This is a genomic window from Halomonas rhizosphaerae, from assembly GCF_030010555.1.
In the GTDB taxonomy this organism is placed as follows: Bacteria; Pseudomonadota; Gammaproteobacteria; order Pseudomonadales; family Halomonadaceae; genus Halomonas; species Halomonas rhizosphaerae.
Genome location: NZ_JASCQP010000027.1, coordinates 44,181 through 66,635 on the forward strand (window position 1 = coordinate 44,181; position 22,455 = coordinate 66,635).

23 protein-coding genes are annotated in these 22,455 nt (G+C 68.1%); 8 read left to right on the forward strand and 15 right to left on the reverse strand.

The genetic code is table 11. The features are described from left to right. Positions 1 to 6: 6 nt before the first annotated feature. Genes QLQ83_RS10995 through QLQ83_RS11005 form a run of 3 tightly spaced genes read right to left on the reverse strand, consistent with a single transcriptional unit; the run spans position 7 to position 4,085 of the window. Positions 7 to 1,362 carry an NADH:flavin oxidoreductase gene (locus QLQ83_RS10995; RefSeq protein ID WP_282735568.1) on the reverse strand — a complete coding sequence of 452 codons (1,356 nt, stop codon included), beginning with the start codon at positions 1,360 to 1,362 and terminating at the stop codon, positions 7 to 9. Then, on the reverse strand, positions 1,359 to 2,267 hold the full coding sequence (locus QLQ83_RS11000) for a PIN domain-containing protein (RefSeq protein ID WP_282735569.1): 909 nt from the start codon (positions 2,265 to 2,267) through the stop codon (positions 1,359 to 1,361). The genes QLQ83_RS10995 and QLQ83_RS11000 overlap by 4 nt, the downstream gene beginning before the upstream one ends. Positions 2,268 to 2,276: 9 nt before the next feature. After that, positions 2,277 to 4,085 carry a peroxidase family protein gene (locus tag QLQ83_RS11005; RefSeq protein ID WP_282735570.1) on the reverse strand — a complete coding sequence of 603 codons (1,809 nt, stop codon included), beginning with the start codon at positions 4,083 to 4,085 and terminating at the stop codon, positions 2,277 to 2,279. A 235-nt stretch (positions 4,086 to 4,320) separates the two neighbouring features. On the opposite strand from QLQ83_RS11005, the gene QLQ83_RS11010 reads away from it, so the two are divergent. The 4 genes from QLQ83_RS11010 to QLQ83_RS11025 all read left to right on the forward strand — a co-directional run bounded on the left by QLQ83_RS11010 (position 4,321) and on the right by QLQ83_RS11025 (position 7,858). Continuing rightward, positions 4,321 to 4,656 (forward strand): hypothetical protein, encoded by a 336-nt coding sequence (locus QLQ83_RS11010; RefSeq protein WP_282735571.1) that lies wholly within the window; start codon positions 4,321 to 4,323, stop codon positions 4,654 to 4,656. Positions 4,657 to 4,690: 34 nt separating this feature from the next. Further along, positions 4,691 to 6,154 (forward strand): c-type cytochrome, encoded by a 1,464-nt coding sequence (locus QLQ83_RS11015; protein WP_282735572.1) that lies wholly within the window; start codon positions 4,691 to 4,693, stop codon positions 6,152 to 6,154. A 131-nt stretch (positions 6,155 to 6,285) separates the two neighbouring features. Then, positions 6,286 to 6,930: a response regulator transcription factor gene (locus QLQ83_RS11020; protein WP_282735573.1), complete on the forward strand. Its 645-nt coding sequence runs from the start codon at positions 6,286 to 6,288 to the stop codon at positions 6,928 to 6,930. A 112-nt stretch (positions 6,931 to 7,042) separates the two neighbouring features. Continuing rightward, positions 7,043 to 7,858: a M15 family metallopeptidase gene (locus QLQ83_RS11025; RefSeq protein ID WP_282735574.1), complete on the forward strand. Its 816-nt coding sequence runs from the start codon at positions 7,043 to 7,045 to the stop codon at positions 7,856 to 7,858. Positions 7,859 to 7,870: 12 nt separating this feature from the next. Here the strand turns inward: QLQ83_RS11025 and QLQ83_RS11030 are convergent, their stop codons facing one another. The 3 genes from QLQ83_RS11030 to QLQ83_RS11040 form a co-directional block, all read right to left on the reverse strand. Beyond that, positions 7,871 to 8,845 carry an alpha/beta hydrolase gene (locus tag QLQ83_RS11030; protein ID WP_282735575.1) on the reverse strand — a complete coding sequence of 325 codons (975 nt, stop codon included), beginning with the start codon at positions 8,843 to 8,845 and terminating at the stop codon, positions 7,871 to 7,873. Between the two features lie 119 nt (positions 8,846 to 8,964). Then, positions 8,965 to 9,315, reverse strand: a complete 351-nt coding sequence (locus tag QLQ83_RS11035; protein ID WP_282735576.1) for a DUF488 domain-containing protein — start codon at positions 9,313 to 9,315, stop codon at positions 8,965 to 8,967. A 49-nt stretch (positions 9,316 to 9,364) separates the two neighbouring features. Next, complete coding sequence (locus QLQ83_RS11040; protein ID WP_282735577.1) at positions 9,365 to 9,805, reverse strand: YtoQ family protein; 441 nt, start codon at positions 9,803 to 9,805, stop codon at positions 9,365 to 9,367. 179 nt (positions 9,806 to 9,984) lie between these two features. On the opposite strand from QLQ83_RS11040, the gene QLQ83_RS11045 reads away from it, so the two are divergent. Next, complete coding sequence (locus QLQ83_RS11045) at positions 9,985 to 10,431, forward strand: YHS domain-containing (seleno)protein (protein WP_282735578.1); 447 nt, start codon at positions 9,985 to 9,987, stop codon at positions 10,429 to 10,431. Positions 10,432 to 10,892: 461 nt separating this feature from the next. On the opposite strand, the gene QLQ83_RS11050 is transcribed toward QLQ83_RS11045, so the two are convergent. The 6 genes from QLQ83_RS11050 to QLQ83_RS11075 all read right to left on the reverse strand — a co-directional run bounded on the left by QLQ83_RS11050 (position 10,893) and on the right by QLQ83_RS11075 (position 15,605). After that, positions 10,893 to 11,693, reverse strand: a complete 801-nt coding sequence (locus tag QLQ83_RS11050; protein WP_282735579.1) for an ADP-ribosylglycohydrolase family protein — start codon at positions 11,691 to 11,693, stop codon at positions 10,893 to 10,895. Between the two features lie 64 nt (positions 11,694 to 11,757). Further along, on the reverse strand, positions 11,758 to 12,561 hold the full coding sequence (locus tag QLQ83_RS11055) for a methyltransferase domain-containing protein (protein WP_282735580.1): 804 nt from the start codon (positions 12,559 to 12,561) through the stop codon (positions 11,758 to 11,760). Between the two features lie 244 nt (positions 12,562 to 12,805). Then, positions 12,806 to 13,651, reverse strand: coding sequence for an MOSC domain-containing protein (locus QLQ83_RS11060; RefSeq protein WP_282735581.1), 846 nt, complete (start codon positions 13,649 to 13,651; stop codon positions 12,806 to 12,808). A 30-nt stretch (positions 13,652 to 13,681) separates the two neighbouring features. Continuing rightward, positions 13,682 to 13,891: a GDCCVxC domain-containing (seleno)protein gene (locus QLQ83_RS11065; protein WP_282735582.1), complete on the reverse strand. Its 210-nt coding sequence runs from the start codon at positions 13,889 to 13,891 to the stop codon at positions 13,682 to 13,684. Positions 13,892 to 13,948: 57 nt separating this feature from the next. Then, positions 13,949 to 14,293, reverse strand: coding sequence for a hypothetical protein (locus QLQ83_RS11070; protein WP_282735583.1), 345 nt, complete (start codon positions 14,291 to 14,293; stop codon positions 13,949 to 13,951). 232 nt (positions 14,294 to 14,525) lie between these two features. Beyond that, complete coding sequence (locus tag QLQ83_RS11075) at positions 14,526 to 15,605, reverse strand: NAD(P)-dependent alcohol dehydrogenase (RefSeq protein WP_282735584.1); 1,080 nt, start codon at positions 15,603 to 15,605, stop codon at positions 14,526 to 14,528. 195 nt (positions 15,606 to 15,800) lie between these two features. Here QLQ83_RS11075 and QLQ83_RS11080 point away from each other — a divergent pair, with 195 nt between their 5' ends. From QLQ83_RS11080 to thpD, 3 genes are all read left to right on the forward strand, one after another. After that, complete coding sequence (locus tag QLQ83_RS11080) at positions 15,801 to 16,682, forward strand: DMT family transporter (protein ID WP_282735585.1); 882 nt, start codon at positions 15,801 to 15,803, stop codon at positions 16,680 to 16,682. A 34-nt stretch (positions 16,683 to 16,716) separates the two neighbouring features. Continuing rightward, positions 16,717 to 17,469, forward strand: coding sequence for a Mut7-C RNAse domain-containing protein (locus QLQ83_RS11085; RefSeq protein ID WP_282735586.1), 753 nt, complete (start codon positions 16,717 to 16,719; stop codon positions 17,467 to 17,469). Positions 17,470 to 17,660: 191 nt separating this feature from the next. Continuing rightward, positions 17,661 to 18,611 (forward strand): ectoine hydroxylase, encoded by a 951-nt coding sequence (gene thpD, locus QLQ83_RS11090; RefSeq protein WP_282735587.1) that lies wholly within the window; start codon positions 17,661 to 17,663, stop codon positions 18,609 to 18,611. A 91-nt stretch (positions 18,612 to 18,702) separates the two neighbouring features. On the opposite strand, the gene QLQ83_RS11095 is transcribed toward thpD, so the two are convergent. The 3 genes from QLQ83_RS11095 to QLQ83_RS11105 form a co-directional block, all read right to left on the reverse strand. Further along, entirely contained in the window at positions 18,703 to 19,476 is a 774-nt protein-coding gene (locus QLQ83_RS11095; RefSeq protein WP_282735588.1) for an enoyl-CoA hydratase-related protein, read from the reverse strand. A gap of 285 nt (positions 19,477 to 19,761) precedes the next feature. Then, entirely contained in the window at positions 19,762 to 20,610 is an 849-nt protein-coding gene (locus tag QLQ83_RS11100) for a 3-hydroxybutyryl-CoA dehydrogenase (RefSeq protein WP_282735589.1), read from the reverse strand. Between the two features lie 206 nt (positions 20,611 to 20,816). Then, positions 20,817 to 22,448: an acyl-CoA synthetase gene (locus QLQ83_RS11105; RefSeq protein WP_282735590.1), complete on the reverse strand. Its 1,632-nt coding sequence runs from the start codon at positions 22,446 to 22,448 to the stop codon at positions 20,817 to 20,819. Positions 22,449 to 22,455 lie beyond the last annotated feature (7 nt).

The following is a 22,455-nucleotide window of genomic DNA, read 5'->3' on the forward strand; positions in this document are numbered from 1 at the left end:
GCGGCCTCACGGGGTGTGGGACGTCGGCACCGGCGGCAACTGCAGCTCGGGGCGAGTCTCGTAGATGGCCATCAGGGACTCGAGCATGCGCTCGTGGTCGCCGCCGAAGCGCTCGAGTTCATAGCAGCCCAGGGGATTCTTGGGCGCATTGAGCAGGCACTTGTTGCAGAAGGTACAGGGGTTCTCTGGCGTGTCGTGGCCGGCCTGCCACTGGCGCGGAAGGTCGGGGTTGGCGATCAGCGCCCGGGCGCTGGAGACCGCGTCGCACGCCCCGGAGGCAATGGCCTCGCGCACCAGCGAGGCGCGCTGATAGCCGCCGGTGCTGATCACCGGGATGGTCACCGCCGCACGGATGGCGCGCGCCTCGTCCAGGCCGATACCCTCCACCTCGCGGCCGCGCCGGTGGCGGAACCATAGCCAGCGGAAGATCCAGCGCAGCGCCGGGTAGCGGAACAGCAGGTAGTTGCGGAAGGTGTCGACTCCGGAGGAGAGCATGGCATCGTAGGTGCTGGCGATGGTCTCGAAGGAGAAATCCCCGGGCGGGTTGAGAGGGTGGGGAAAGAGACTGCCCAGCGAGACGTGCAGGGCATCGGCGCCGGCGGTCTCGGCCCACCGGCACACCTGCACGGTCTCCGCCAGGCTGTTGCCCTTGCCCTCCCAGGGCAGCACGTCGTTGTGGTCGACGGCACTGATCTTCACCTGCAGGTGGAAGTCCGGCCCCACCCGGTCGCGGATCGCCTCGATGACTTCCAGCAGGAAACGCGCCCGGTTAATCAGCGAGCCGCCGTAGCGGTCGCGGCGGTCGTTGATCGCCGAGCTCAGGAACTGGGTAAAGAGATAGCCGTTGGCGGCGTGGAGCTCCACGCCGTCGAGCCCCGCCTCTCGGGCGCGCCAGGCGCCGCGGGCGAAGGCATCGACGGTGCGTTCGACCTCGTGGCCGGTCATCGCGCGACACAGGAAGCCGTGCAGCGACTCCTTGTGGTCGGTGGCGCTGGGGGCCCGCCGATGCTGGTTGTGCACTCCCGGCAGGTCCATCTGCCGGCCGGAGTGGCTGAGTTGCAGGATGTACTTGCAGTCAAAGCGGTGCACCGCCTCGCCGAGGCGCTGCCAGAGGGGGATGAAGTCGTCGCGGTGGATGGTGGCGTAGCCGGCGACGATGCGTCCCTCCATCTGCACCGGCACGAAGGAGGAGAGGATGGCCCCCACCCCGCCGCGGGCGAAGCGGCACTCCCAGTTGATGCGGGTCTGGGTCAGGCTGCCGTCCTCGTTGTCGAAGCGCCCGGCGACGTTCGAACGCAGCAGGCGGTTCTTGATCTCGATGTTGCGCCACGTCAGCGATGTGAAGATGACGTCCTCGCTCATGCGCCTCGCCCTCCTTGCCGCACCGCCATGGCCTGCTCCCAGACCGCCGCCAGCAGCGCCAGGATGAAGCCCTGGGCCGGGCAGCGCGCCCAGCTCTGACCCATGAAGGCCAGTTCACGATCACCGCTCCCCCGGGCGGCCTGTGCCAGGCGCAGCACCACCAGGTCGCCGGGTTCCAGCCGGCGCGGCGCACAGGGCGTCGACAGCGGCGCCTGTACCCGGCGCAGCAACGTCTCCGGCGCCGCCAGGGTGCGGCCTAGCACCGCCGCCAGGGAGAGCCCGTGAGCCTGGGGAGTCGCCGCCAGCTCGCGCATCGCCGTAAGCGACGCCACCAGGTTGTGCACGGCGATGCCGGTGGCGTGCAGGGCCAGCGGCTCGCCCCGCGCGCGCTCGGCCAGCAGCCGCCGGGCGCGGCGAAGGCGCCCGGTGAGCCGTTGGCCCAGGGCGCGCAGGACGTTGCCGCGGGGATAGGCATCGAGCAGCCGGGCCGCCGCATAGCTCGCCTCGTCGGCACGGTAATCGTCGCGGAACAACCGCCCCAGCAGCCCTTGGGCGGCGGGTCCCAGCGCCTCGGCCTCGGCCTGGCCGGCCACCGCCTCCACCAGGGTCTTGAAGGCTGGGTCCTGGCGCCAGGACGATGCCTCGGTGCGCTCCTCAAGGCGACGGCCCAGCTCGGCGTGGCGAGATGCGCGCCCCTCCGCCTCGCGGGCCAGCAGGGCGGGCAGCGGCTCGCCGTCGAACACGAAGGCCTGGCGCAGGCGGGCCAGGCGCAGGCGATTGACCAGCCCGCCGGCGGGTGCCAGGTGGCGGTCGAGGTGCGGCTCGGCATCCAGCCGGCGAATCTCCCGGGCGTCGCTCACCTCCAGCAGGTTGACGAGACCGGGAATGCTCAGGCGCCTGGCCATGACTCCTCCCTATTGGCGAGACCACGGGAAGAAGACGTTGCGCACCCCTTCCATCCGCGGCAGCAGCTCGGGAAAGTGGCGACCGATCACCGTGCGCAGACCGTTGTCGTCGATCCACTGCATGCCCGCCCGGGTGTAGACCTCGGGGGTGTAGTCGTCGGTGAAGAAACGATCGCTCTTGAGGCGCCGGGAGGCCATCAGGATGAAGATGCGAAAGGCGGTGTCGCTGAAGGCGAAGCCGGGCGGCGGGGTCTCGGCGAGGCAGCCGGTGAGCAGGTCGACCTGCTCCACGTCACCATAGACCGCCTCCAGTTCGCGCTGCCACTCGGGATTGTCGGTGAGCTCGGCGAAGCTCGCCGGCGCCGGCATGTCGATCAGCCTACGGAAGCGGCAGTAGCGCGGCACCCCGCGCTCGCGGTCGCGCAACACGTCGATGGAAGCCAGGTCGATGGTGCGCTCGTGGGGCGCCTGCTTGGCGTGCTGCTGCAGGTGGCGCGGGAAGTTGTGCAGCACCAGCGCCCCGGGATGGCTGGTGCCCAGCGAATAGAGCGCGTCAACCAGCGGCACCTCGTCGTAGAGCGACCGAGTACGCGAGCCGGCCACTTCGGTAAGGCCGCACGCCTTGAGCGGGCCGTCGTCGGCCAGTCGACGGAAATCGAAGTCGTCGGGGACCAGCGGATGCATGCGGTAGACGGCGCTGAACTCCTCGGTAATGGCGTAGGGCGCGGCGTGGTGATCCACCGGGGAACCGACGATGCCGCTGAACAGCTCACTGTCGCTGACCCGGCCCCGGCTGCGGTAGAAGTGCTCGTCGAGGATGCCCCACCAGTTGGCACGCATCCCCAGGCGCAGCTCCGGGGTATCGAGCAGGGCCGGCGTCCACTCCACGGTGTGGATCTTGGCGATCAGGGCGGTGTTGATCAGGCGCGCCTTCTGGAACAGCCATTCGCCGTCGCGGTCCGGGTGGTCGATGCGCAGCCGGTCGACGATGGCGTTGTGCTCGCGGGCGAAGAGGGTATGCATCAGCGACAGCCCCACCCACCAGTTGCCGTTGACCCCCGCCAGCTCGATGCCGTGCTCGTCTTGGGGCAGGTGTCCATCGGGGCGCAGGTAGAGCTTGCCGTCGGGCAGCAACTCGCCACTCTCCGGGTCGCTGCGCACCAGACGCTGGCGCTTGAGGCTGCTGCCGTAGATCTGCGAGCCGTCCCACCACTGGGTCTCGGTGTTGAGGAAGGTCTCCGGGTAGCCCTCGTCGGCGGGGCCCCGCGTCGAGTCTCGGCGGGAGCGCAGCACCGTCATGCGCTCCCAGGGCCAGTCGTCGCCCTCGTCGAGAGGGATCTCGTGGGGTGTCGCCTCGGTGTCGTTGCTGCCGTGACTGAACCAGTCGTGGACCATGAACTGCAGCCAGGCGGGCACCAGAACGTTCAGCGTCGTGGCCGGGGTGAAGGTCTCGCGGGTCATCAGCCGGCGGCTTACCACCCGTGGGCTGGGCGTCATCAGCGCCTCGCCGGTCTCGCCGAAGGTCTCGGCGATGGGGACGTTGCGCCCGAAGCGGGTGTAGGCCTTGCCCATGCAGGGGGCCGCCAGATCGTTGTAGCTGCCGTCGGCGGTGCGGCAGTCGCGCACGTCGACGTCGCCCTTGTCGGGGGCCGGCGGTCGCTCGCGCTCGGTATCATGGAGGTTATGCCAGCGCAGGTTGCCACGGAGGGCGACGAGGTTGAGGACGGCAATCGGAAAGGGGAACCGGTACCACTGTCGGCGCCGGTTGATGCGCCGGAAGAGGCGACCGAGCAGACCGCTACCGCGTTGTCCGAACATGGGAATCCTCCCTGGTAGACGCCGTCGCTAAGATCAGGGCACGGTCATCACCCCTTGCCGGCCTTTACCTCGTCGAGGCATGAGATACCTCACCCCCACAGGTTGAACGTGACCCTACTGCAAGTGACAACTAACCTTTAGCACAGGGTTTCACCCCCCTCAATGTCGCGCCCCGCCTCACGGGGCCCAAGGAGGACGCTTGGCTACGGGTGGCTACGCGACGGGATTCCGTCTCATGGTATCGCTGGGTGTGGTGGCCAACCTGGTCCTGGCGGTACCCGCGGTCTTCGCCCCCAATGCGGTGATCGCCCTGGTGGGCGGGGCGCCGGTGGCCGAGACGGTGTGGCCCGCCTTTGCCGGCTGGCTACTGATCCTGCTCAGCCTGTTCTATCTGCCGGCGGCCGTCGACCCCATCCGCTACAGGATCATCGCCGAGCTGACGGTGCTGGCGCGCTTCGCCGGGGTCGCCTTCTTCACCCTGCTCTATCCACAATTTCTGCTGCTCGCCCTGTTCGACCTGTTCTTCGGCGTCACTCAGGGCGCACTGCTGCTGGCGCTCGGCCGACGCTGAGCGGTGTCTTTGGCTCATTCGGGAGGAAGCGATCATGGCCCCCAGGGATCACGCCCACCCCAAGTCCCGCCGCTGGCTCGCCTGGCTGGCCCTGCTGCTGGCCCTGGGCGCCGCGGTGGCGGCGACCGGCTGGTACAAGCTTTTCCGCGAGGAGCCCCAGCACTTCGACAGCGTCGAGGCCTACTACCGCTACGGCTCCATCGGCACCGAGCCGGAGGAGGGCCTGCCCTACTGGGTCTGGCGTGTGCTGCCGGAACTGTTTCCGCAGCACTTGCCGGGCGATGGAGAAGAGACGGGCTACGCCGCACTGGGCGTGGTCTGGGAGGAAGGCGAACCCACGCCGGTGGGGTTCTCGCTGAAGACCATCGGCTTCCCGCGCATCGGCATCAACTGCGCCGCCTGCCATACCGCCACCTACCGCATGGCGCCGGACGGCGAACGCCGCATCGTGCCCGCCGGTCCCCACCAGACCTTCGACCCCCAGGCCTACCTGCGCTTTCTAGGCGACGCCGCCGCGGACCCGGACTTCACCGCCGACAACCTGCTGGCGGCCATCCGGGAAGAGACGGAGCTCTCCTGGCTCGACCGCCTGCTCTACCGCTTCCTGATCATCCCGCGCACTCGCGACGGGCTGCTGGAGCAGGCCGAACGCTTCAGCTGGACCGAGGACCGGCCACGCTGGGGACCGGGGCGCATCGACCCCTTCAACCCGGTGAAGTTCCACCCCGACCTGCTGGCCCTGGACCCCGCCGAGGACGACACCATCGGCAACTCCGACATCATGCCACTGTGGGCCATGGACGAGCAGGAGGGCTACGCCCTGCACTGGGACGGGCTCAACGACTCCCTGACCGAGGTAGTGCTCAGCGGCGCCATCGGCGACGGCGCCCGGCCCGACTCCCTGCCGGTGGAAAGGCTGGGCGAACTGGAAGCCTACCTGCGCGACCTGGCGCCGCCAGCCTACCCCTTCGACGCCCGGGACGACCAGATGGCCTCGCGGGGCGAGGTGCTGTTCGAGGAGACCTGCGCGAACTGCCACGGTCCCGAGGGGGCACGCACCGGCACGGTGATCCCGCAGACGGAGGTGGGCACCGACCGCCACCGCCTGGCAATGTGGACCGCCGAGTCCGTGGAGCGCTACAACGCCTATGCCGAGGACTACCCCTGGGACTTCGACGCCTTCGTTAAGACCGACGGCTACGTGGCCAAGCCGCTCACCGGCATCTGGTTGCGCGCGCCCTACCTGCACAATGGCTCGGTGCCCACCATAGAAGACCTGCTGCGCCCCGCGGAAGAGCGCCCCGAGGTCTTTTATCGCGGCTACGACGTCTATCACCCCGAACGACTGGGTTTCATTCACGAGGGCGAGGACGCCGAGCGGCACGGCTTTCGCTACGATACCCGTGACCCCGGAAACGGCAACACCGGCCACGAGTACGGCACCGAGCTGCCGGCAGAGGACCGCGATGCGCTGGTCGAATACCTCAAGACCCTCTAGCCAGGTTCGGCCAGGCCGGGCCGCGTCATCGAACCGGAAGCCGGTGACGGTTCCGACCGCACCACCTTTGCCGCTACACTGCGGGCAGAATCCACTTGGCCACCCCACTTCGGCCATACCCCGAGGCGCCCGTGACCGAGCCCCCCACCTCCTGCATCGCCATCGTCGACGACGACCAGGCCCTGCGCGATTCCCTGACCTGGCTGCTCGATTCCGTGGGCCTGACCACCCGCGCCTATGCCGACGGCGAGACCTTCCTCGCCGCCGACGCGGCGAGTCATGACGCGATCCTGCTCGACGTGCGCATGCCGGGGCTCTCGGGGCTACAGGTGCAGCAGCGCCTGATCGCGCGGGACGACGACACCCCGGTGATCTTCATGACCGGCCATGGTGACGTGCCCATGGCGGTCTCGGCGCTGAAGGCAGGCGCCTTCGACTTCATCGAGAAGCCCTTCAACCCCCAGCAGCTGATCGACACCATCCAGCAGGCCCTCGCCGAGCACCAGCGCCGCCGGGAGGCCAGGCAGCGCCTGGCCGGGTTGCAGGCACGCTACGCAGCCCTGCGCCCCAAGGAGCGGCGGATCCTGGTCCACGTGGCGGAAGGGATGACCAGTCGACAGATCGCCGAACAGCTGGGCATCAGCGCCAAGACGGTGGAGGTCTACCGGCTGCGTGCCATGAAGGCCCTGGGGGCCGCCAACCTCGCCGAGCTGGTGCGGCTGTGCGTGGCGCTGGACCTGGTGGAGACGCTGCCCGATGGGCCCTCCCCCACCTGATCGTTGCCCGCCACCGGGCGCCTGGCAGTGACCTCCTGACCCTCTAGACTGCAGATGAGGGATGCGGCCGCGACGGCCGCCGGCCAGCAACCTGTCCAGGGGAGATCACGACATGAACAAGACCGCCGTCCGGACCCTCCAGCAGTTCCTTGCGGACAATGACAGCTACCGTGCCAGGGTCGACGGTGTTCGCGGTCCGAAGACCCTCGCCGCCGTGAATGCCACCCTCCAGACCCATGCCGGCCGGCTGCCGGATGGCGCCGACCGCTGGAGCGACCGACGACGCGCCGTCGCCTGCCTGCAGATCGCCTGCCAGCAGCACAAGATCGAGGTCGGCCCCATCGACGGCCTGTGGGGCCCCCAGACCGAGCATGCGGCGGACATCCTGGCCACGCTCCAGGAAACCGGCAGCAAGCCTGCCCCCTGGCGCGATCAGCAGCCGCTGGACGCGAACCCCAACGGCTGGTATCGGGAGGCAGAACTCGAACAGGCGCTGGGCTCACCGACCCGCAAGCCGCCGATGGTGGTAGTCCCCTGCCCCTGGAAGCTGGCGCTGGCCTGGGACCTCAACACCTGCCCCAGCGGCATCGGCTGCCATGAGCAGGTCGCCGACAGCCTGGCCCGCGTCCTGGACCGGGTGCATGGCCACTACGGGCCACAACGCCTCAGGGAACTGGGCCTTCACCGGTTCGGTGGCTGCTACAACAAGCGGCGCAAGCGTGGCGGCACCCGCTGGTCGACCCATGCATGGGGCCTGGCCGTCGATTGGGATCCGGCCCACAACAAGCTCAAGTGGGGGCGCGACCGGGCACGGCTGGCCCGGCCGGAATACGACACCTGGTGGCGTCTCTGGGAGGAGGAAGGATGGGTCAGCCTGGGGCGCACGCGAAACTTCGACTGGATGCACGTGCAGGCAGCCAAGCTCTGACGCCAGGCCGTTTCAGTCACGCAGGATGGTCATGCGGCGCGTCTCGTCCTCGGGGAAGACGCGCCCGCTGCGCAGGGCGGCGAACAGGTGAAGGAACACCACGCCGGGCTCGCCGAAGATGTCGCCGGAGCGAAAATACGAATGTCCCTTCGGGTAGTCATAGCGGGTGTTGACGTCGTCGCAGTCCACGGCGAAGACGTTGCGCGCCACTCGGCTCATGTCCTCCGGACCGGAGTGACCGAGACGCCTGGAGGCGATGCGGTTCTTCAGGTTAGAGGCCTTGCTGGCGCGCAACGCCAGGTCATCCGAGGCGAAGTAGACCGTGACGTTGCGTGAGGCATGGACGATCAGCTCGCCGCTGTGCCCCTCCTCAAGCGACTCGTTGACGATGTCGGCGGCAATCAGGAAGGTATTGCGGAACAGCATCGGCACCCCGCCCGGCAGAGAGTACTTGCGCCACACGCGCAGCGTCTCGCGCAGGACCCGGTTGCCCATGGAGTGGGCCAGCACATTGATGCGCTTGAGGCAGGGGATGGGGTCCTGCTCGAACTGATCCTTCTCTCGCCACTCCAGGAAGCGCTGCAGCACACGGGCGAAGGAGAAGGCACTGAGATCCGCCGACTCCTGGTCATCCCAGTAGTCCTTGACGATGCCCATGTCGTTGTCACAGGGCCAGACCAGGGGCACCACCAGCACCTCGCCGGGCTGGCCGGCATCGCAGAGCTCCTGGAACTCCCGCGCCGCCGAGAAGACGTCCGTCGGCAGGTTGGAGAAGCCATGGATGTAGATCACCACCTGGTGAACATCGGACTCCTTCAGGCGCCGCAGGAAGGCCGCGCTGCCGAGTTCCTGGTACTGCCCCGCCGCCACCTCCTCGCAGTAGAAGACCGAGTTGCTGGCGGCGTTGTTCTTGAGGTCGAAATCGAAGGGCCGGTTCGCCCGGGTGCGGATGCTCTGGGTGGGGAACCGGTTGGTGATGAACAGCATGATGGGCCACCTCGAGGAGCGGACGGCAGGACACTGCCATTCCTCCTGAAGCTAGCACAGCCTCTACGGGCAGCCAGCACACGGCCGCACAGGCACCAGTGTGCAGGTCACCAGGCTCATTACCGCAGCATCTCCAGGTACTGCCGGAGTACCACGGCATTGTTATGGCGTGGGTCCCTGGAGGCGAAGACCAGGGTGACAGTGTCGCTGCTGGCGCGCTCGGCCAGCGGGCGCAGCGTCTCGCGATGCGTCTTCAGCTCGGCCAGGTAACGGCGGCGAAACTCGCCCCAGCCGAGTTCTCCGTCATGGAACGCCTTGCGCAGGGCGTCGCTGGGGGCGACCTCCTTCGGCCACTCGTCGATGCGCGCATCGGCCTTCGCCACCCCGCGTGGCCAGAGGCGATCGACCAGCACGCGGTGGCCATCCCCGCGCTTCGGCGCCTCGAAGGCACGCTTCAGCTCGATGCTCATGGCAGACCTCCTGGCGGCGGATACGCCCCCAGTGTAGCCAAGCGCCGGCTCAGGCCTCGAGCACGTGGCGCAGGATCTCCACGACCTGATCGGTAGTCGTGCACCAGGCCTGGGCCTCGGCGTCGACCTCCTTGAGCGGGTGGACGATCTCCTCGCTGTGCAGGGTCACGTAGGGCGTGCCCAGGGCGGCACAGTAGCCAGCGTCGAAGGCGGCGTTCCACTGCTTGTACTTGTCGCCGAAGCGCACCACCACCAGATCGCTCTGCTCGATCAGGGTGCGGGTGCGGATGGCATTGATCTTCGAGGACTGGTGGTCGCGCCAGAACGGGCTGGGCGTCTCGCCCAGGTGGTCGCCGGCCGCGTCGCTGGCGGCGTGGTCGGTGACCGGCGCGGTGAAGACCACGTCGAGGCCGGCGGCCTCGGCGCCGCGCCGGATCTCGTCGCGCCAGTCGGTGTGGATCTCGCCGGAGAGGTAGACGGTAAAGCTCATGGAGGGCTCCAGGACAGGGAATCGAGCCACATGATAGCCTAGAAGGCCATTTATTGGAAATATATTCCATTTTGCATAGGCACCCTCTCGTGCCCCCGCGAGGACGGCCAGAGGCCTGTAAGGCCGGTGGCCGTTGCCCGACAGAGCCCTGTGACCGCAGAGTCGAGAGGAGGCAGATCATGAAACGCGCGCATGGGTGGAGGGCTGCCGTCCTGGTGGCCGGTCTGGCCTGGTCGCTGGGGGCGGCGGCCGACGGGCGCATCTTCACGCGCGACGGCCTGGCCATCGGCGGCACAGACCCGGTGGCCTACTTCACCGAGGGCCGGCCGGTGACGGGCATGCCCGACTATCAACTGGAGTGGCACGAGGCCACCTGGCAGTTCGCCTCGGCCGAGCATCGCGACCGCTTCGAGGCCGACCCCGAGGCCTACGCCCCGCAGTACGGCGGCTGGTGCGCCTGGGCGGCGGCCCGCGGTGAGGCCGCCTCGACCGTGCCCGAGGCGTGGAAGATCGTCGACGACAAGCTCTACCTGAACTACAGCCGCTTCATCCAATGGCGCTGGGAGCGCGACATTCCCGGCTACATCAAGGCCGCCGATGCCCACTGGCCGAATATCTTCGAGTGACGACTCCGTCTGACGGAGCGCCATCAGGCGGACGGCACTGAATAGGACGCTCACGCCAACCCAACGAAAAGGGCCCGCGAGAGATAGCGGGCCATGTTGTGTGTTGGAGGGTTCCTCGACTCGATGAGGTGGCGGGTAGCCCCATGATCGTCGGGCAACGTTCCAACATGTCGTTATCGAAGGAACGCAGATGTCGTCGTGGGGGGAGGACAGCAACCGCCCGGAAGGCGCGCAAGGGACTGCCATCCTGGCCGTTGCGGAATATCCGCGTCGCGATCCCTGCGAACATCGAATCACTTCACGGTAGCAAAGCATCCTTCGGGTTGTATCACCGGAGTCTGATGAAAAGATCGTAGGATTCTGTTGCCAATGGATGGCCGGCCTAAGCCGCTGGCGGGGTCTCGATGCGAAGCCACAGAGGGCATGGGGAGATGGCCTGCTTCACGGCAGGCCCTTTGCGTCTATCGGCATCGGGGCCCGGGAAGGGTTCGGTCGAGGCCGTGGTGCACCCGGAAGGCCTCGACGACGGTGCGCAGCTCGGGGGCTAGCCTGGCCAGGGCCTCCTCGGCGATCGGGGCCGGTACGCCGCCGTGGAAGGCTTCCGCCATGCCGCCCGCCATGCAGGCCAGGGTGTCGGCAACGCCGCCCAGGGAAACGGCATTGCGGATGGCCTCCTCGACGCCGTCCGCCTCCAGAAAGGCGATGATGGCCTGGGGCACCGAGCCCCGGCAGGTCACGTCGAAGCGATAGCCGGGACGGATATCGTCGAGGCGCGGCGCGAGGTCGTAATCGAAGCGCTCCTCGATCGCGGTGAGGATCTCGAGCCGCGAGGCGCCGTGTCGGGCCAGGAAGATGACGGCCGCCACGGCCTGGGCGCCGCGGATGCCCTCGGGGTGGTCGTGAGTAACCTCGGCGCTGCGTCGGGCCAGCGTCAGCGCCTCGTCCAGGGAGCCGGCCGCGAACCCCACCGGGCTGACCCGCATGGCCGAGCCATTGCCGAGGCTGTGATAGGGGCGACGGTCGCCGCTCATCGCCCACTGGCGGAAATGCGCACCGAAGCCAGCCTCCGGGTAGCGGTGGTAGTAGTCGTGGAAGGCCTCGGCGAAGTCGCCTCCCTCGAGCAACACCTCGGCCACCGCCACGCTCAGCACGGTATCGTCGGTGAAGGTGCTCCCGGGCGTGAACAGCGGGAAGTCGCGGGTCTTGGTCCCCGCTTGCTCGTGGACCGAGCCGATGATGTCGCCGGCGATGGCTCCCAGCATGCCTCACCTCCGTCGTCCAGTGCCTCCAATCCCAGGCGGGGGCGCGTCGTCCCGACGCGAGCCCTCAGCCGCGACGGCCGCTGACCAGGTGGACCGACACCTCGAACACCGCCCGGCCGCGCGGGTCGATGACGTCGGCCAGTTCCACCTGGGCCCGGGCGAGCACGTCCTGGATGGTGGCCTCGTCGAGGTTCACCCCCATGACCGGCAGCCAGCCGCGCAGGTCCGCCTCGAGCAGGTTGCCGATGCCGGGAAAGTCGGCCGTCCCCGTCAGCGTAGTCACCTCGACCGCCTCCATGCCTGCCTCACGGGTCATGCGCGCCAGCGCTTCCGCATCGCCGAGGACGAAGGGGGCCCTGAGCGCCTCCGCCGCGGCCTCGCCGGCGATTCGCGCCAGCAGGGCCACCTCGCGGGCGTAGGTGGGGTTGCGTTCCAGACCGTCGAACACCGCCACCGCCAGTCGCCCCGAAGGCACCAGCACGCGATGTATCTCGCGCAGCGCTCCCGGCTTGTCCGGGAAGAACATCAGGCCGAACTGGCTCACCACCACATCGAACGCCTGCGAATCGAAGGGCAAGTGCTGGGCGTCGCCCTGGCGCCAGACCACCGCCGGCGCGAGTTCCCGGGCCACCTCGAGCATGCCCGCCATCGCGTCCAGGCCGACCACCTGGCCGGCGGGCTGAACCCGGGGCAGCGCCTCGCGGGCGAGCACCCCCGTGCCGCAGGCCACGTCGAGCACTCGGTCCCCGGTCGCGACTTTCGCCACGTCGAGCAACTGCGGCGCCCACTGCCGGAACAGCGATGGCACGAAGAGCGCCTCGTAGGCGCGGGCCGCCTCGACCTCCTGGACCATCCGATCGTCGTTCATCACACACCTCCCCTGCAGTCGACCCACCTCAGGCGACCCATGCGGTACGGCGACGACAATAGCGGCGGGGCATGGGGTGAGAGGGTTCACCCGAGGAGAGCGGGATGAGGCGGGCCATGGCGCTGAGGGGAGCGTGCGGGAGAGCGCGTCGACAGGTCAAGCCCCCGTTCCCCGCCCTCTCCCGCAGTATAGTCCGGCACGGAGCCGGGGGCAGCGTGCGGGGCGTGGCCGGAGAATCAGAGGATCAGCGCGGTCTCGGTGCCAGGGCCTCGCCGACGGCGATCGTCCGGCCCTCGCCCGCCAGCAGGATGGCGTTCTGGCCGAAGTAGCCGCCGGGCGCCAGGCGGGTGTTCATCTGCACTAGGGTGCGCAGCGGCTCGCCGGGCACGGCGATCTCGCCGGTCGCCTGGTCGACGGTGGTGATCTTGCAGCGCTGGCAGGGCTTGCGCAGCCCCAGCCGGATCGCGCCCCCGTGGAGGGAAAGCTCGCCCCAGCCGTTCTCGGCGAAGGGCTCAGCGGCGTCCACCACGATGCTGGGCCGGAAGCGCGCCATGGGCACCGGGGCGAGCCCCTTGGTCTCGAGCACCCGGTTGACCTCGGCCAGCGACGCCTCGGAGACCACCAGGAAAGGATAGCCATCGGCGAAGGCCGTGTGGGCCTGCTCGCCGGGCGCCAGGAAGTGGGGCTCGACGTTACGACGCTGGTCCGATGCGAAGCGCACCAGCCGCAGGCCACTGCCCTTGAAGTCGCCCAGCGCGGCGCCGAGCCAGGCGGCGGCGTCGGCCCCCTCGTCCAGTGCCTGGCACTGGTCGTCCCAGACATACACCGGCAGCCTGGGCTGGTCGTCACGTTCAAGCGGAATGCGCAGGGGGGCCGACTCCGGGTGCGCCAGCACCAGGGCCTCGTCGTCGAGGCGCACGGCGATCTGCGCCATGTGCGGCAACTGGCGCTGGGTGACGAAGCGGCCGATGTCGTCGACCACCATCCATTGGCGGTCATGGGCCAGGCCGCGAACGCCCAGTTCGGCCTGGTCGAGCGCGATGCCGCCCAGCGACTTCACCGGGTAGATGTTGAGCTGGGTGATCTTCAAGGGACTCTCCTGTCGTCGGCGCGGGTGGCCTCAGCCGCACCCCTGCCCCTGCTGGACCGGCGGGCAGGGCAAACTCCCGTACGAGCAGAACACGCAGCAGTCGCCGGGCCTGGGCTTGAGCAGGCGATGGCATGCCTCGCACTCGTGGAAGTACTGGCAGGCATCGGTGGGCATCGACTCGGTCGTCATGTGCCCGCACTCCGGGCAGGTGAGGATCGATTCCCGGATGAGCTCGGCCATCGTCTCTCTCCTCTCACTGGCCGCGGACCGACGCCCGGGGCGCGGACATGGGCAGTCTTACAGCCGGCGGGTCTCGACCACGTAGCCGATGATCGGATACCCCGCCTTGCGAGCGGCCTTCTCGGCTTCCAGCTGGGCCTCGACCTTGGAGATGCTGGAGGAGACGTGCTCGAAGACGCTATCCAACTCCAGCGGCTTGGTGCGCACCGCCAGCTTCACCAGGTGGCCGGTCTTCGGCGCGCCGGACGGCTTGCTGCGCTCGGCCTTGGGGGCAGGGGCCTCGTTGGCGGGCCATTCGGGAGGCGAAGTCGCCGCCTTGCGCCGGGTCTCCTGCTCATTATCCATGAAGGCGTTGATCTCGCGACGCATCTGCTGCTCGAATTCGCTCAGTTCCGTTTCCATCGTGTCTCCGTCAGCCAATGGGTCGAGCCGAGTGTACCAGAACTCTCACCGAGGCCATGCCTCCGCAAACACCCGCCCCATGGAGCATGCGGGGCTGGCAGCCCCTCGCCGGCAGGGCAGCAGTTCGCGCAGCAGGCGCAGTCGGCCTGCCTCCTCGTCATCGCGACTGGCGTTCAGGGCATGGGGCAGCAGCCGCCCACGGCGGCCAGCATCTACTCGCGGTCGGTGACCCTCACGAGACCTCGAGGGCGATCTTGAGCACGCCATCGCGCTGGTGAGAGAAGAGGTCGTAGGCATCGACGATCTTCTCCAGCGGGTAGCGGTGGGTGACCATGGGGCCGAGGTCCAGGCGGCCGCTGTCGATGATCTGCATCAGCCGGCGCATGCGCTCCTTGCCGCCGGGGCACAGCGAGGTGACGATGCGGTGGTCGCCCAGGCCCGCGCTGAAGGCGTCGAGCGGGATGGTGAGATTCTCGGAATAGACGCCGAGGCTCGACAGGGTACCGCCGGGCTTGATGACGCGCAGCGCCTGTTCGAAGGTCTGCTGCAGCCCCAACGCCTCGATGGAGGCATCCACGCCGCGCCCGCCGGTGAGCTTGAGGATCTCGGAGACCACGTCCACCTGACGGAAGTTGAGGGTCACGTCGGCGCCCATCTTGCGGGCCATCTCGAGGCGCTCGTCGACGCCGTCCACGGCGATGATCAGCCCGGCGCCGCGCAGCCGGGCGCCGGCGGTGGCGCACAGGCCGATGGGCCCCTGGGCGAATACCGCCACGCTGTCGCCGATCTTGATGTTGGCCGACTCGGCGCCGGCGAAGCCGGTGGACATGATATCCGGGCACATCAGCACCTGGTCGTCGGTGAGGCCGTCGGGCACCGGCGAGAGGTTGGCCTGGGCGTCCGGCACGCACAGGTACTCGGCCTGGGCGCCGTCGATGGTGTTGCCGAAGCGCCAGCCGCCCATGGGCTTGTAGCCGTGGGCATGGTGGCCACCATCCTGGGAGCTGCAGCCATCCTGGCAGGCGTAGGAGGTGAAGCTCGGGCAGATCGCCCCGGCGATCACCCGCTGCCCTTCACGATAGCCTTGCACGTTGGCGCCGAGCTTCTCGATCACCCCCACCGGCTCGTGGCCCACGATCAGCCCCTTCTCCACCGGGTACTCGCCCTTGAGGATATGCACGTCGGTGCCGCAGATGGTGGTGGTGGTCACCCGGAGCAGGGCATCGTTGGGGCCGATGTCGGGAATCGGGCGGTCGTCGATCTCGATGCGGCCGGGTTCGACGAAGACGGCGGCTTTCATCATGGCGGGCATGGCAGGCTCCTGGCGCGTGAAGGAAAAGTGCCCTTCAGCTATAGCAGGCATTGAGCGCTCCTGCCCTTGATGCACATCAATGTCTTGCTGCAGTGCCGCGAAAACTGACCCACCGCCGCGCCACTTCCCAGCGCATCGCGACCGCCGTAACCTGGCGGCTCATTCACCATCGACTCGCCATCCAAAGGAACGGGAATGTCACCCGCCGATACTCTGCGCCTGCTGCTCCTCTCCTCGCTGTGGGGCCTGTCGTTCATCTTCATGCGGGTGGCCTCCCCCGAGTTCGGGCCGGTGCCGCTGGTCCTGGTGCGAATGGGCGTGGGCGCGCTCTTGCTGGTACCGCTGCTGCTCAGCGTTCGCTACCTCAGGCTGGTGCGCGAGAATGCGGGCAGGCTCTTCGTGCTGGGGTTGATCAACCATGTGCTGCCCTTCTCGCTGTTGGCACTCGCCACCACCCGCCTGGAGGCGGGCTTCACCTCGCTGATCAACGCCACCACGCCGATCTTCACGGCATTGCTGGGGGCGCTGTTCTTCGCCACTCCTATCCAGCGCCAGCAGTACCTGGGACTGGCCCTGGCCCTGTTCGGGGTCTATGTGCTCTCGGCCGACCGGCTGGACTTCGCCCTGGGCGGCGATGGCTGGTTCATCCTCGCCGTGCTGGGGGCGACCTTCTGCTACGGGGTGGCGGGCAACTACTCGAAGACCTATCTCGCTCACCTGCCGGTTCGGGTGCTGGCCGCCGGCAGCACCGCCATGTCGGCGCTGATCCTGCTCGTCCCCGGGCTGATGCTCTGGCCCGCGGAGCCGATCAGTGGCCTGGCCTGGGCCAACGGCCTGGCGCTCGCGGTGCTCAGTACCACGGTGGCCTTCCTGCTCTACTTCGGGCTGATCGCCAGCGCCGGGGCCACGGCCACCTCCACGGTGACCTTCCTGGTGCCGGTCAGCGCCCTGCTGTGGGGCTACCTGCTGCTGGGCGAGCGCCTTAGCCTGCAGATACTGGCCGGGATGGCGATCACCCTGGCCGGCACCGCCATCGCCACCCGCATGATCCGGCTACGTCATGGCCGGGTAGCCTAGACTGATGCCGGCCATGCCCTCGAGGGGAAACGCCATGCCCCATGCCGACTTCCGATTCCATGACCGGCTGCACGACTTCCTGCCGCCGGCGTCCTGCGCCGGGAGCTTCTCGTGTGACGTGTCGCGCCGGGCCGCCATCAAGGACATGATCGAGTCGCTGGGGGTACCCCATACCGAGGTGGACGTCATCCTGGTCGACGGCGTCTCGGTGGGGTTCGGGCACATTCTTGCCGGCGGTGAGCGGGTGGAGATCTACCCCTGGACGACTGCCCCGAAGGTGGCCCGCCACCTGCGCCCTCGCCCGCCGTCCTGCCCGCGCTTCCTGCTGGATGCCCAACTGGGCCGGCTGGCCCGCTACCTGCGCCTGCTCGGCTTCGATTGCCACTACCGCAACGACATCGGCGATGCCGAGCTGGCTGCAAGGGCCGAGGAGACGCAACGCGTGGTACTGACCCGCGATCGCCTGCTGCTCAAGCGCAAGCGCATCCATCTCGCCCACTACGTGCGCGCCGACGAGCCGTGGAAGCAGGTCGAGGAGGTGTGCCGGGAATTCGACCTCGCCAAGGCCTTCGCGCCCTTCACCCGCTGCACGCACTGCAACGGCCGCCTGGCCGTCGTCGACAAGGCGTCGGTGATCGACCGGCTCGAGCCCCTGACGCGACAGTACGTGGACGACTTCCTGCAGTGCGAGGCCTGCGGCCAGCTCTACTGGCACGGCAGCCATGTCGCGCGAATGAAGGAACGGGTGGAGCGCCTTCGACAGACGCTGGTGCAGCCTCCGGGATAAGGCCGTCCCGCCCGGCCATTCGGGCATAGGGGTTGAACTCCGGCGGACTCGACCAAACGGTACTGGTTAGTGGAACGCATGCCGAGGGCCGTTCCCGCTGGTGATCCAGCGGACCGCCACGGCACTGTGCACCCCGTTTCCCCTTGGGACATTCGGGATTCGCGTTACCGGAATCACGAGGAGGTTTCCCCATGGTAGATCATCTCGACCCCTATCCCACTCGCCTGACCGAATACCGTGCGCCCCTGCAACGCAGGGATCCAGTGGTGCATGCCCGCAACCAGCGTCGCTGGGAGGGCCCGCTGGACGAGGTGGCCCTCTCGCGCTACGAGCGGGACGGCTTCCTGTGGTTCGACGGCTTCTTCTCCCGGGACCGCATCGAGCCGTTCTTCGAGGAGCTCAAGGAGATGGCCAACGACGAGTCGCTGATGCGCTCCGAGCAGGTCATCCAGGACCCCAACAGCGGCGCCATCCGTTCCGTGTTCGGCATGCACCAGCTCTCGGAGCACTTCGACCGCCTGACCCGCGACCCGCGCATCCTGGGCATGGTGCGGCAGCTGCTGGGCAGCGAGGTCTATATTCATCAGTCGCGCATCAACGACAAGTACGGCTTTCAGGGCAGCGGCTTCGACTGGCATTCCGACTTCGAGACCTGGCATGCCGAGGACGGCATGCCACGCATGCGGGCGGTGAGCGCCTCGCTGATGCTGACCGACAACAGCGAGTTCAATGGGCCGCTGATGCTGATCCCCGGCTCCCACCGCCAGTTCGTCCCCTGCATGGGCGAGACGCCCGAGGCGAACTGGCGGGAGTCGCTCAAGGCCCAGAAGGTGGGCGTGCCCGACCAGCAGGCACTGGCCAGCCTGGCCGAGCACGGCGGCATCCAGGCGCCCAAGGGACCGGCGGGCTCGCTGCTGCTGTTCGAGTGCAACACGCTGCACGCCTCGAACGAGAACATGTCGCCCTGGCCGCGCTCCAACCTGTTCTTCGTCTACAACAGCGTGGACAACGCCCTGGAGGAGCCCTATGCGGCCCCATCGCGGCGTCCCGAGTTCCTGGCCACGCGCGGCGACATCGAGCCGCTGACGATGCATGACGACTTCCCGGAGCTCTCCGGCCAGGGTGTCGACCCGCTGCGCTGACTCGCGCCGGGCGTCATGCCCTTTCTCAAGCGCGCACGACAACGGCCGTGGCGTCACCGCCACGGCCGTTGTCACGGGTCTCCCGCCAGGATCAGAAGTCGGGCTTGCGCTTCTCGACGAAGGCGCTCATGCCCTCCGTCTGCTCGTCGCCGGCGAAACAGAACGCGAACAGGGCGTTCTCCAGCGCCAGGGCGCTGTCCAGCTCCTGGTCCATGCCATCGTGGATCGCCTGCTTGGCGGCACGCACCGACTGGGGGCCGTTGCCGCCGAGCTGCTTGGCCAGCTCCTCGACGTAGCCCTCGAGCTCGGCCTGGGGCATCACCCGGTTGACCAGGCCGATACGCAGCGCTTCGCTGGCGTCGATCTTGCGCCCGGTGGTGCACAGGTCCAGGGCCATCGCCGGGCCGACCCGGCGCGGCAGGCGCTGGGTGCCACCGAAGCCGGGAATCACGCCGAGCAGTACCTCGGGCTGGCCGAAGATGGCGTTGTCGCTGGCCACCGCCCAGTCGCAGGCCAGCGCCAGCTCGCAGCCGCCACCCAGGCAGAAGCCGTTGACCAGCGCCACGGTCGGCACCGGCAGGGTCTCCAGGCGCTTGAAGGTCGCCAGCGCCTGTCTGGCGAAGTCGCGCGCCTCCTCCGGGGTCTTGTCGCGCATCTCGGCGATATCGGCGCCGGCCACGAAGGACTTCTCGCCGGCGCCGGTGATCAGTACGGCGCGCAGGTCGGCGCGGCCTTCCAGGCCGGCCAGCACGCGCTCCAGCTCGGCCAGTACGTCGCTGTTCAGGGCGTTCAGCGCCTTGGGACGGCTGATGGTCAGACGCACGATACCGGCGTTCTCGACCACCTCGATCAGGGTCTCGCTCATAGGGGGCTCCTGGTGTTGTTCTCGAAGGGCAGACCGCCCAACCCTAGCGAACGCTTGGTTGGGCGGCAATCCCCTCTTTTGTAGATCATCGCACTTCGGCGTGATGGAAATGGCAGTTCTCTGTGGGAGCGCAGCTCGCCTGCGCGAATGGCGCCGACAGGCGCCCAAAGCTGAGTGCCTATTGCCGGGAAGGCCTTCGGCCTTCTTTCGCGATCTAAAGATCGCTCCCACAAGGGAACCGTGGGTACGTTCACGCCAAGGTGCGAAGAACCTCTTTTGTCAGGGTTAGCTGTAGACGTGGAAACCGCGGCCCGTCTTCCGCCCAAGGTAGCCGGCATCGACCATGCGCTTGAGCAGTGGGCAGGGGCGGTACTTGGGATCGCCGAAGCCCTCCTGCAGCACCTCCATGATCGCCAGGCAGACATCCAGGCCGATCAGGTCGGCCAGCGCCAGCGGGCCCATGGGATGAGCGGCGCCCAGCTTCATGGCCTCGTCTACCGCCTCGGGGGTGGCGGCGCCCTCCTGCACCAGGAAGGCCGCCTCGTTGATCATCGGCACCAGCAGGCGGTTGACCGCGAAGCCGGGCGAGTCGCCCACCGGCACGGCCGTCTTGCCGAGGTCGGCGGCCAGCTGCTCGATGCGCGCCACGGTGGCGTCACTGGTCTGCTCGGCACGGATCACTTCGACCAGCTTGAGCACCGGCACCGGGTTGAAGAAGTGCATGCCCACCACCCGCTCGGGGCGCTCGCAAACGGCGGCGAGCCGGGTCAGCGACAGCGAGGAGGTGTTGGAGGCCAGGATCGCCTCATGGGTCAGACGGCTCAGGTCGCGGAACAGCTTCTCCTTGAGCGCCGGCTGCTCGGGGGCGGCCTCGATGATCACCTCGCAGTCGCGCAGGGCGTCCAGCGCGGTGGTGGTATCCAGGCGCGCCAGGGCCGCCTCCAGGTCGGCATCACTGAGCTTCTCCTTGGCCACCAGCTTGCCCAGGCCCTTGTCGATGGCCGCCCGGGCACGCCCGAGCTGTTCGTCGGCCACGTCATAGAGCTTGACGGCGAAGCCGCTGGTGGCCAGGACCTGGGCGATGCCCTGGCCCATGGTGCCGGCACCCACCACGCCGATCGGTTGCTCACTCATTGCACTCTCCTGATGATTTGTCTTGATCTGCCATGGACTGTCGCTCGAAGCTTTTTCCGACGACAAGTCTGCGGGGAGGCGCTGTGAACCCCTCCCTGGGCGCTACCGACGCCATCCCTGGCGTAGGACCTCCCCTTCGACTTGCCCCCGGACGCATCTCGCTTGAGTCACAGACGATTGGCTTTTGTGATCTGCTACTACTACTACTACTGCTTGCGCGCTTCTTCGCGCAGCACGAACTTCTGGATCTTGCCGGTGGAGGTCTTGGGCAGCTCGCTGAAGATCACCGTCTTCGGCGCCTTGAAGTGCGCCAGGTGCGCCCGGCAGTGGTCGATGATCTCCTGCTCGGTGACCTCGCCGTAGCCGACCTTGAGCTTGACGAAGGCGCAGGGGGTCTCGCCCCACTTCTCGTCGGGCTTGGCCACCACCGCGGCCTCCTCCACCGCCGGATGCGAATAGATGGCGTCTTCCACCTCGATGGTGGAGATGTTCTCGCCGCCGGAGATGATGATGTCCTTGGAGCGGTCCTTGATCTCGATGTAGCCGTCCGGATGCCACACGGCGAGGTCGCCGGTATGGTACCAGCCGCCCTCCAGGGCCTGCTCGGTGGCCGCCTCGTTCTTGAGGTAGCCCTTCATCACGTTGTTGCCGCGCATCAGGATCTCGCCGATGGTCTGGCCGTCCTTGGGTACCGGCTCCAGGGTGTTGGGGTCGGCCACACAGAGCGCCTCCAGCATGGGGTAGCGCACGCCCTGGCGGGACTTGATCCTGGCCCGCTCCTCGATGGGCAGCTCGTTCCACGCCTCGCGCCAGGCGCAGGAGGTCACCGGGCCATAGACCTCGGTGAGGCCGTAGACGTGGGTCACGTCGATACCGAGCTTCTCCACGCCGGCGATCACCGAAGCGGGCGGTGCCGCCCCCGCGGTGGTGACCTTCACCGGGTGGTCGAAGGCGCGCTTGTCCTCGGCGGGCAGGTTGACCAGGCCGTTGAGCACGATGGGCGCGCCGCTGAAGTGGCTCACCTGCTCGTCGGCGATCAGGTCCATCACCTTCTTTGGCTCCACCTTGCGCAGGCAGACGTTGGTGCCGGCCGCGGCGGCGATGGTCCAGGGGAAGCACCAGCCGTTGCAGTGGAACATCGGCAGGGTCCAGAGGTAGACCGGATGATGGGGCATCGCCCATACGAGGATGTTGCTGGTGGCGTTCAGGTAGGCGCCGCGGTGGTGATAGACCACCCCCTTGGGCTTGCCGGTGGTGCCGGAGGTGTAGTTGAGCGAGATCGCCTGCCACTCGTCCTCGGGCAGCCGGTAGGGATGGGCCGGATCGCCCTCGGCCAGCAGCGCCTCGTACTCCACCTCGCCGATGGCGCGGCCCTCGGCCATGAACTGCGCGTCCGCCACGTCGATGATCAGCGGCTTGTTCGCGAGCCTGCTCACCGCCTCTTCGATGACATCACTGAATTCCGGGTCGACCAGGATCGCCCTGGCCTCGCCGTGTTCCAGCATGTAGGCGATGGCCTCGGCGTCCAGGCGGATGTTCAGGGTGTTGAGCACGCAGCCGGCCAGCGGCACGCCGAAGTGGGCCTCGAACATCGCCGGCACGTTGGGCAGCATGGCCGCCACCGTCTCGCCGGGCCGGACGCCGCGTTTCTCCAGCGCCGAGGCGAGCCGACGACAGCGCTCCCAGGTGGTGCCCCAGTCGCGGCGGATCCCGCCATAGACCACCGCCGGATAGTCCGGGTAGACCGAGGCGGTGCGCTCGATGAAGGTCAGCGGCGAGAGCGCCACAAAGTTGGCGGGGGTCTTGGGCAGGCCCTGTTCGAAGATGCTCTGGCTCATGATGGGC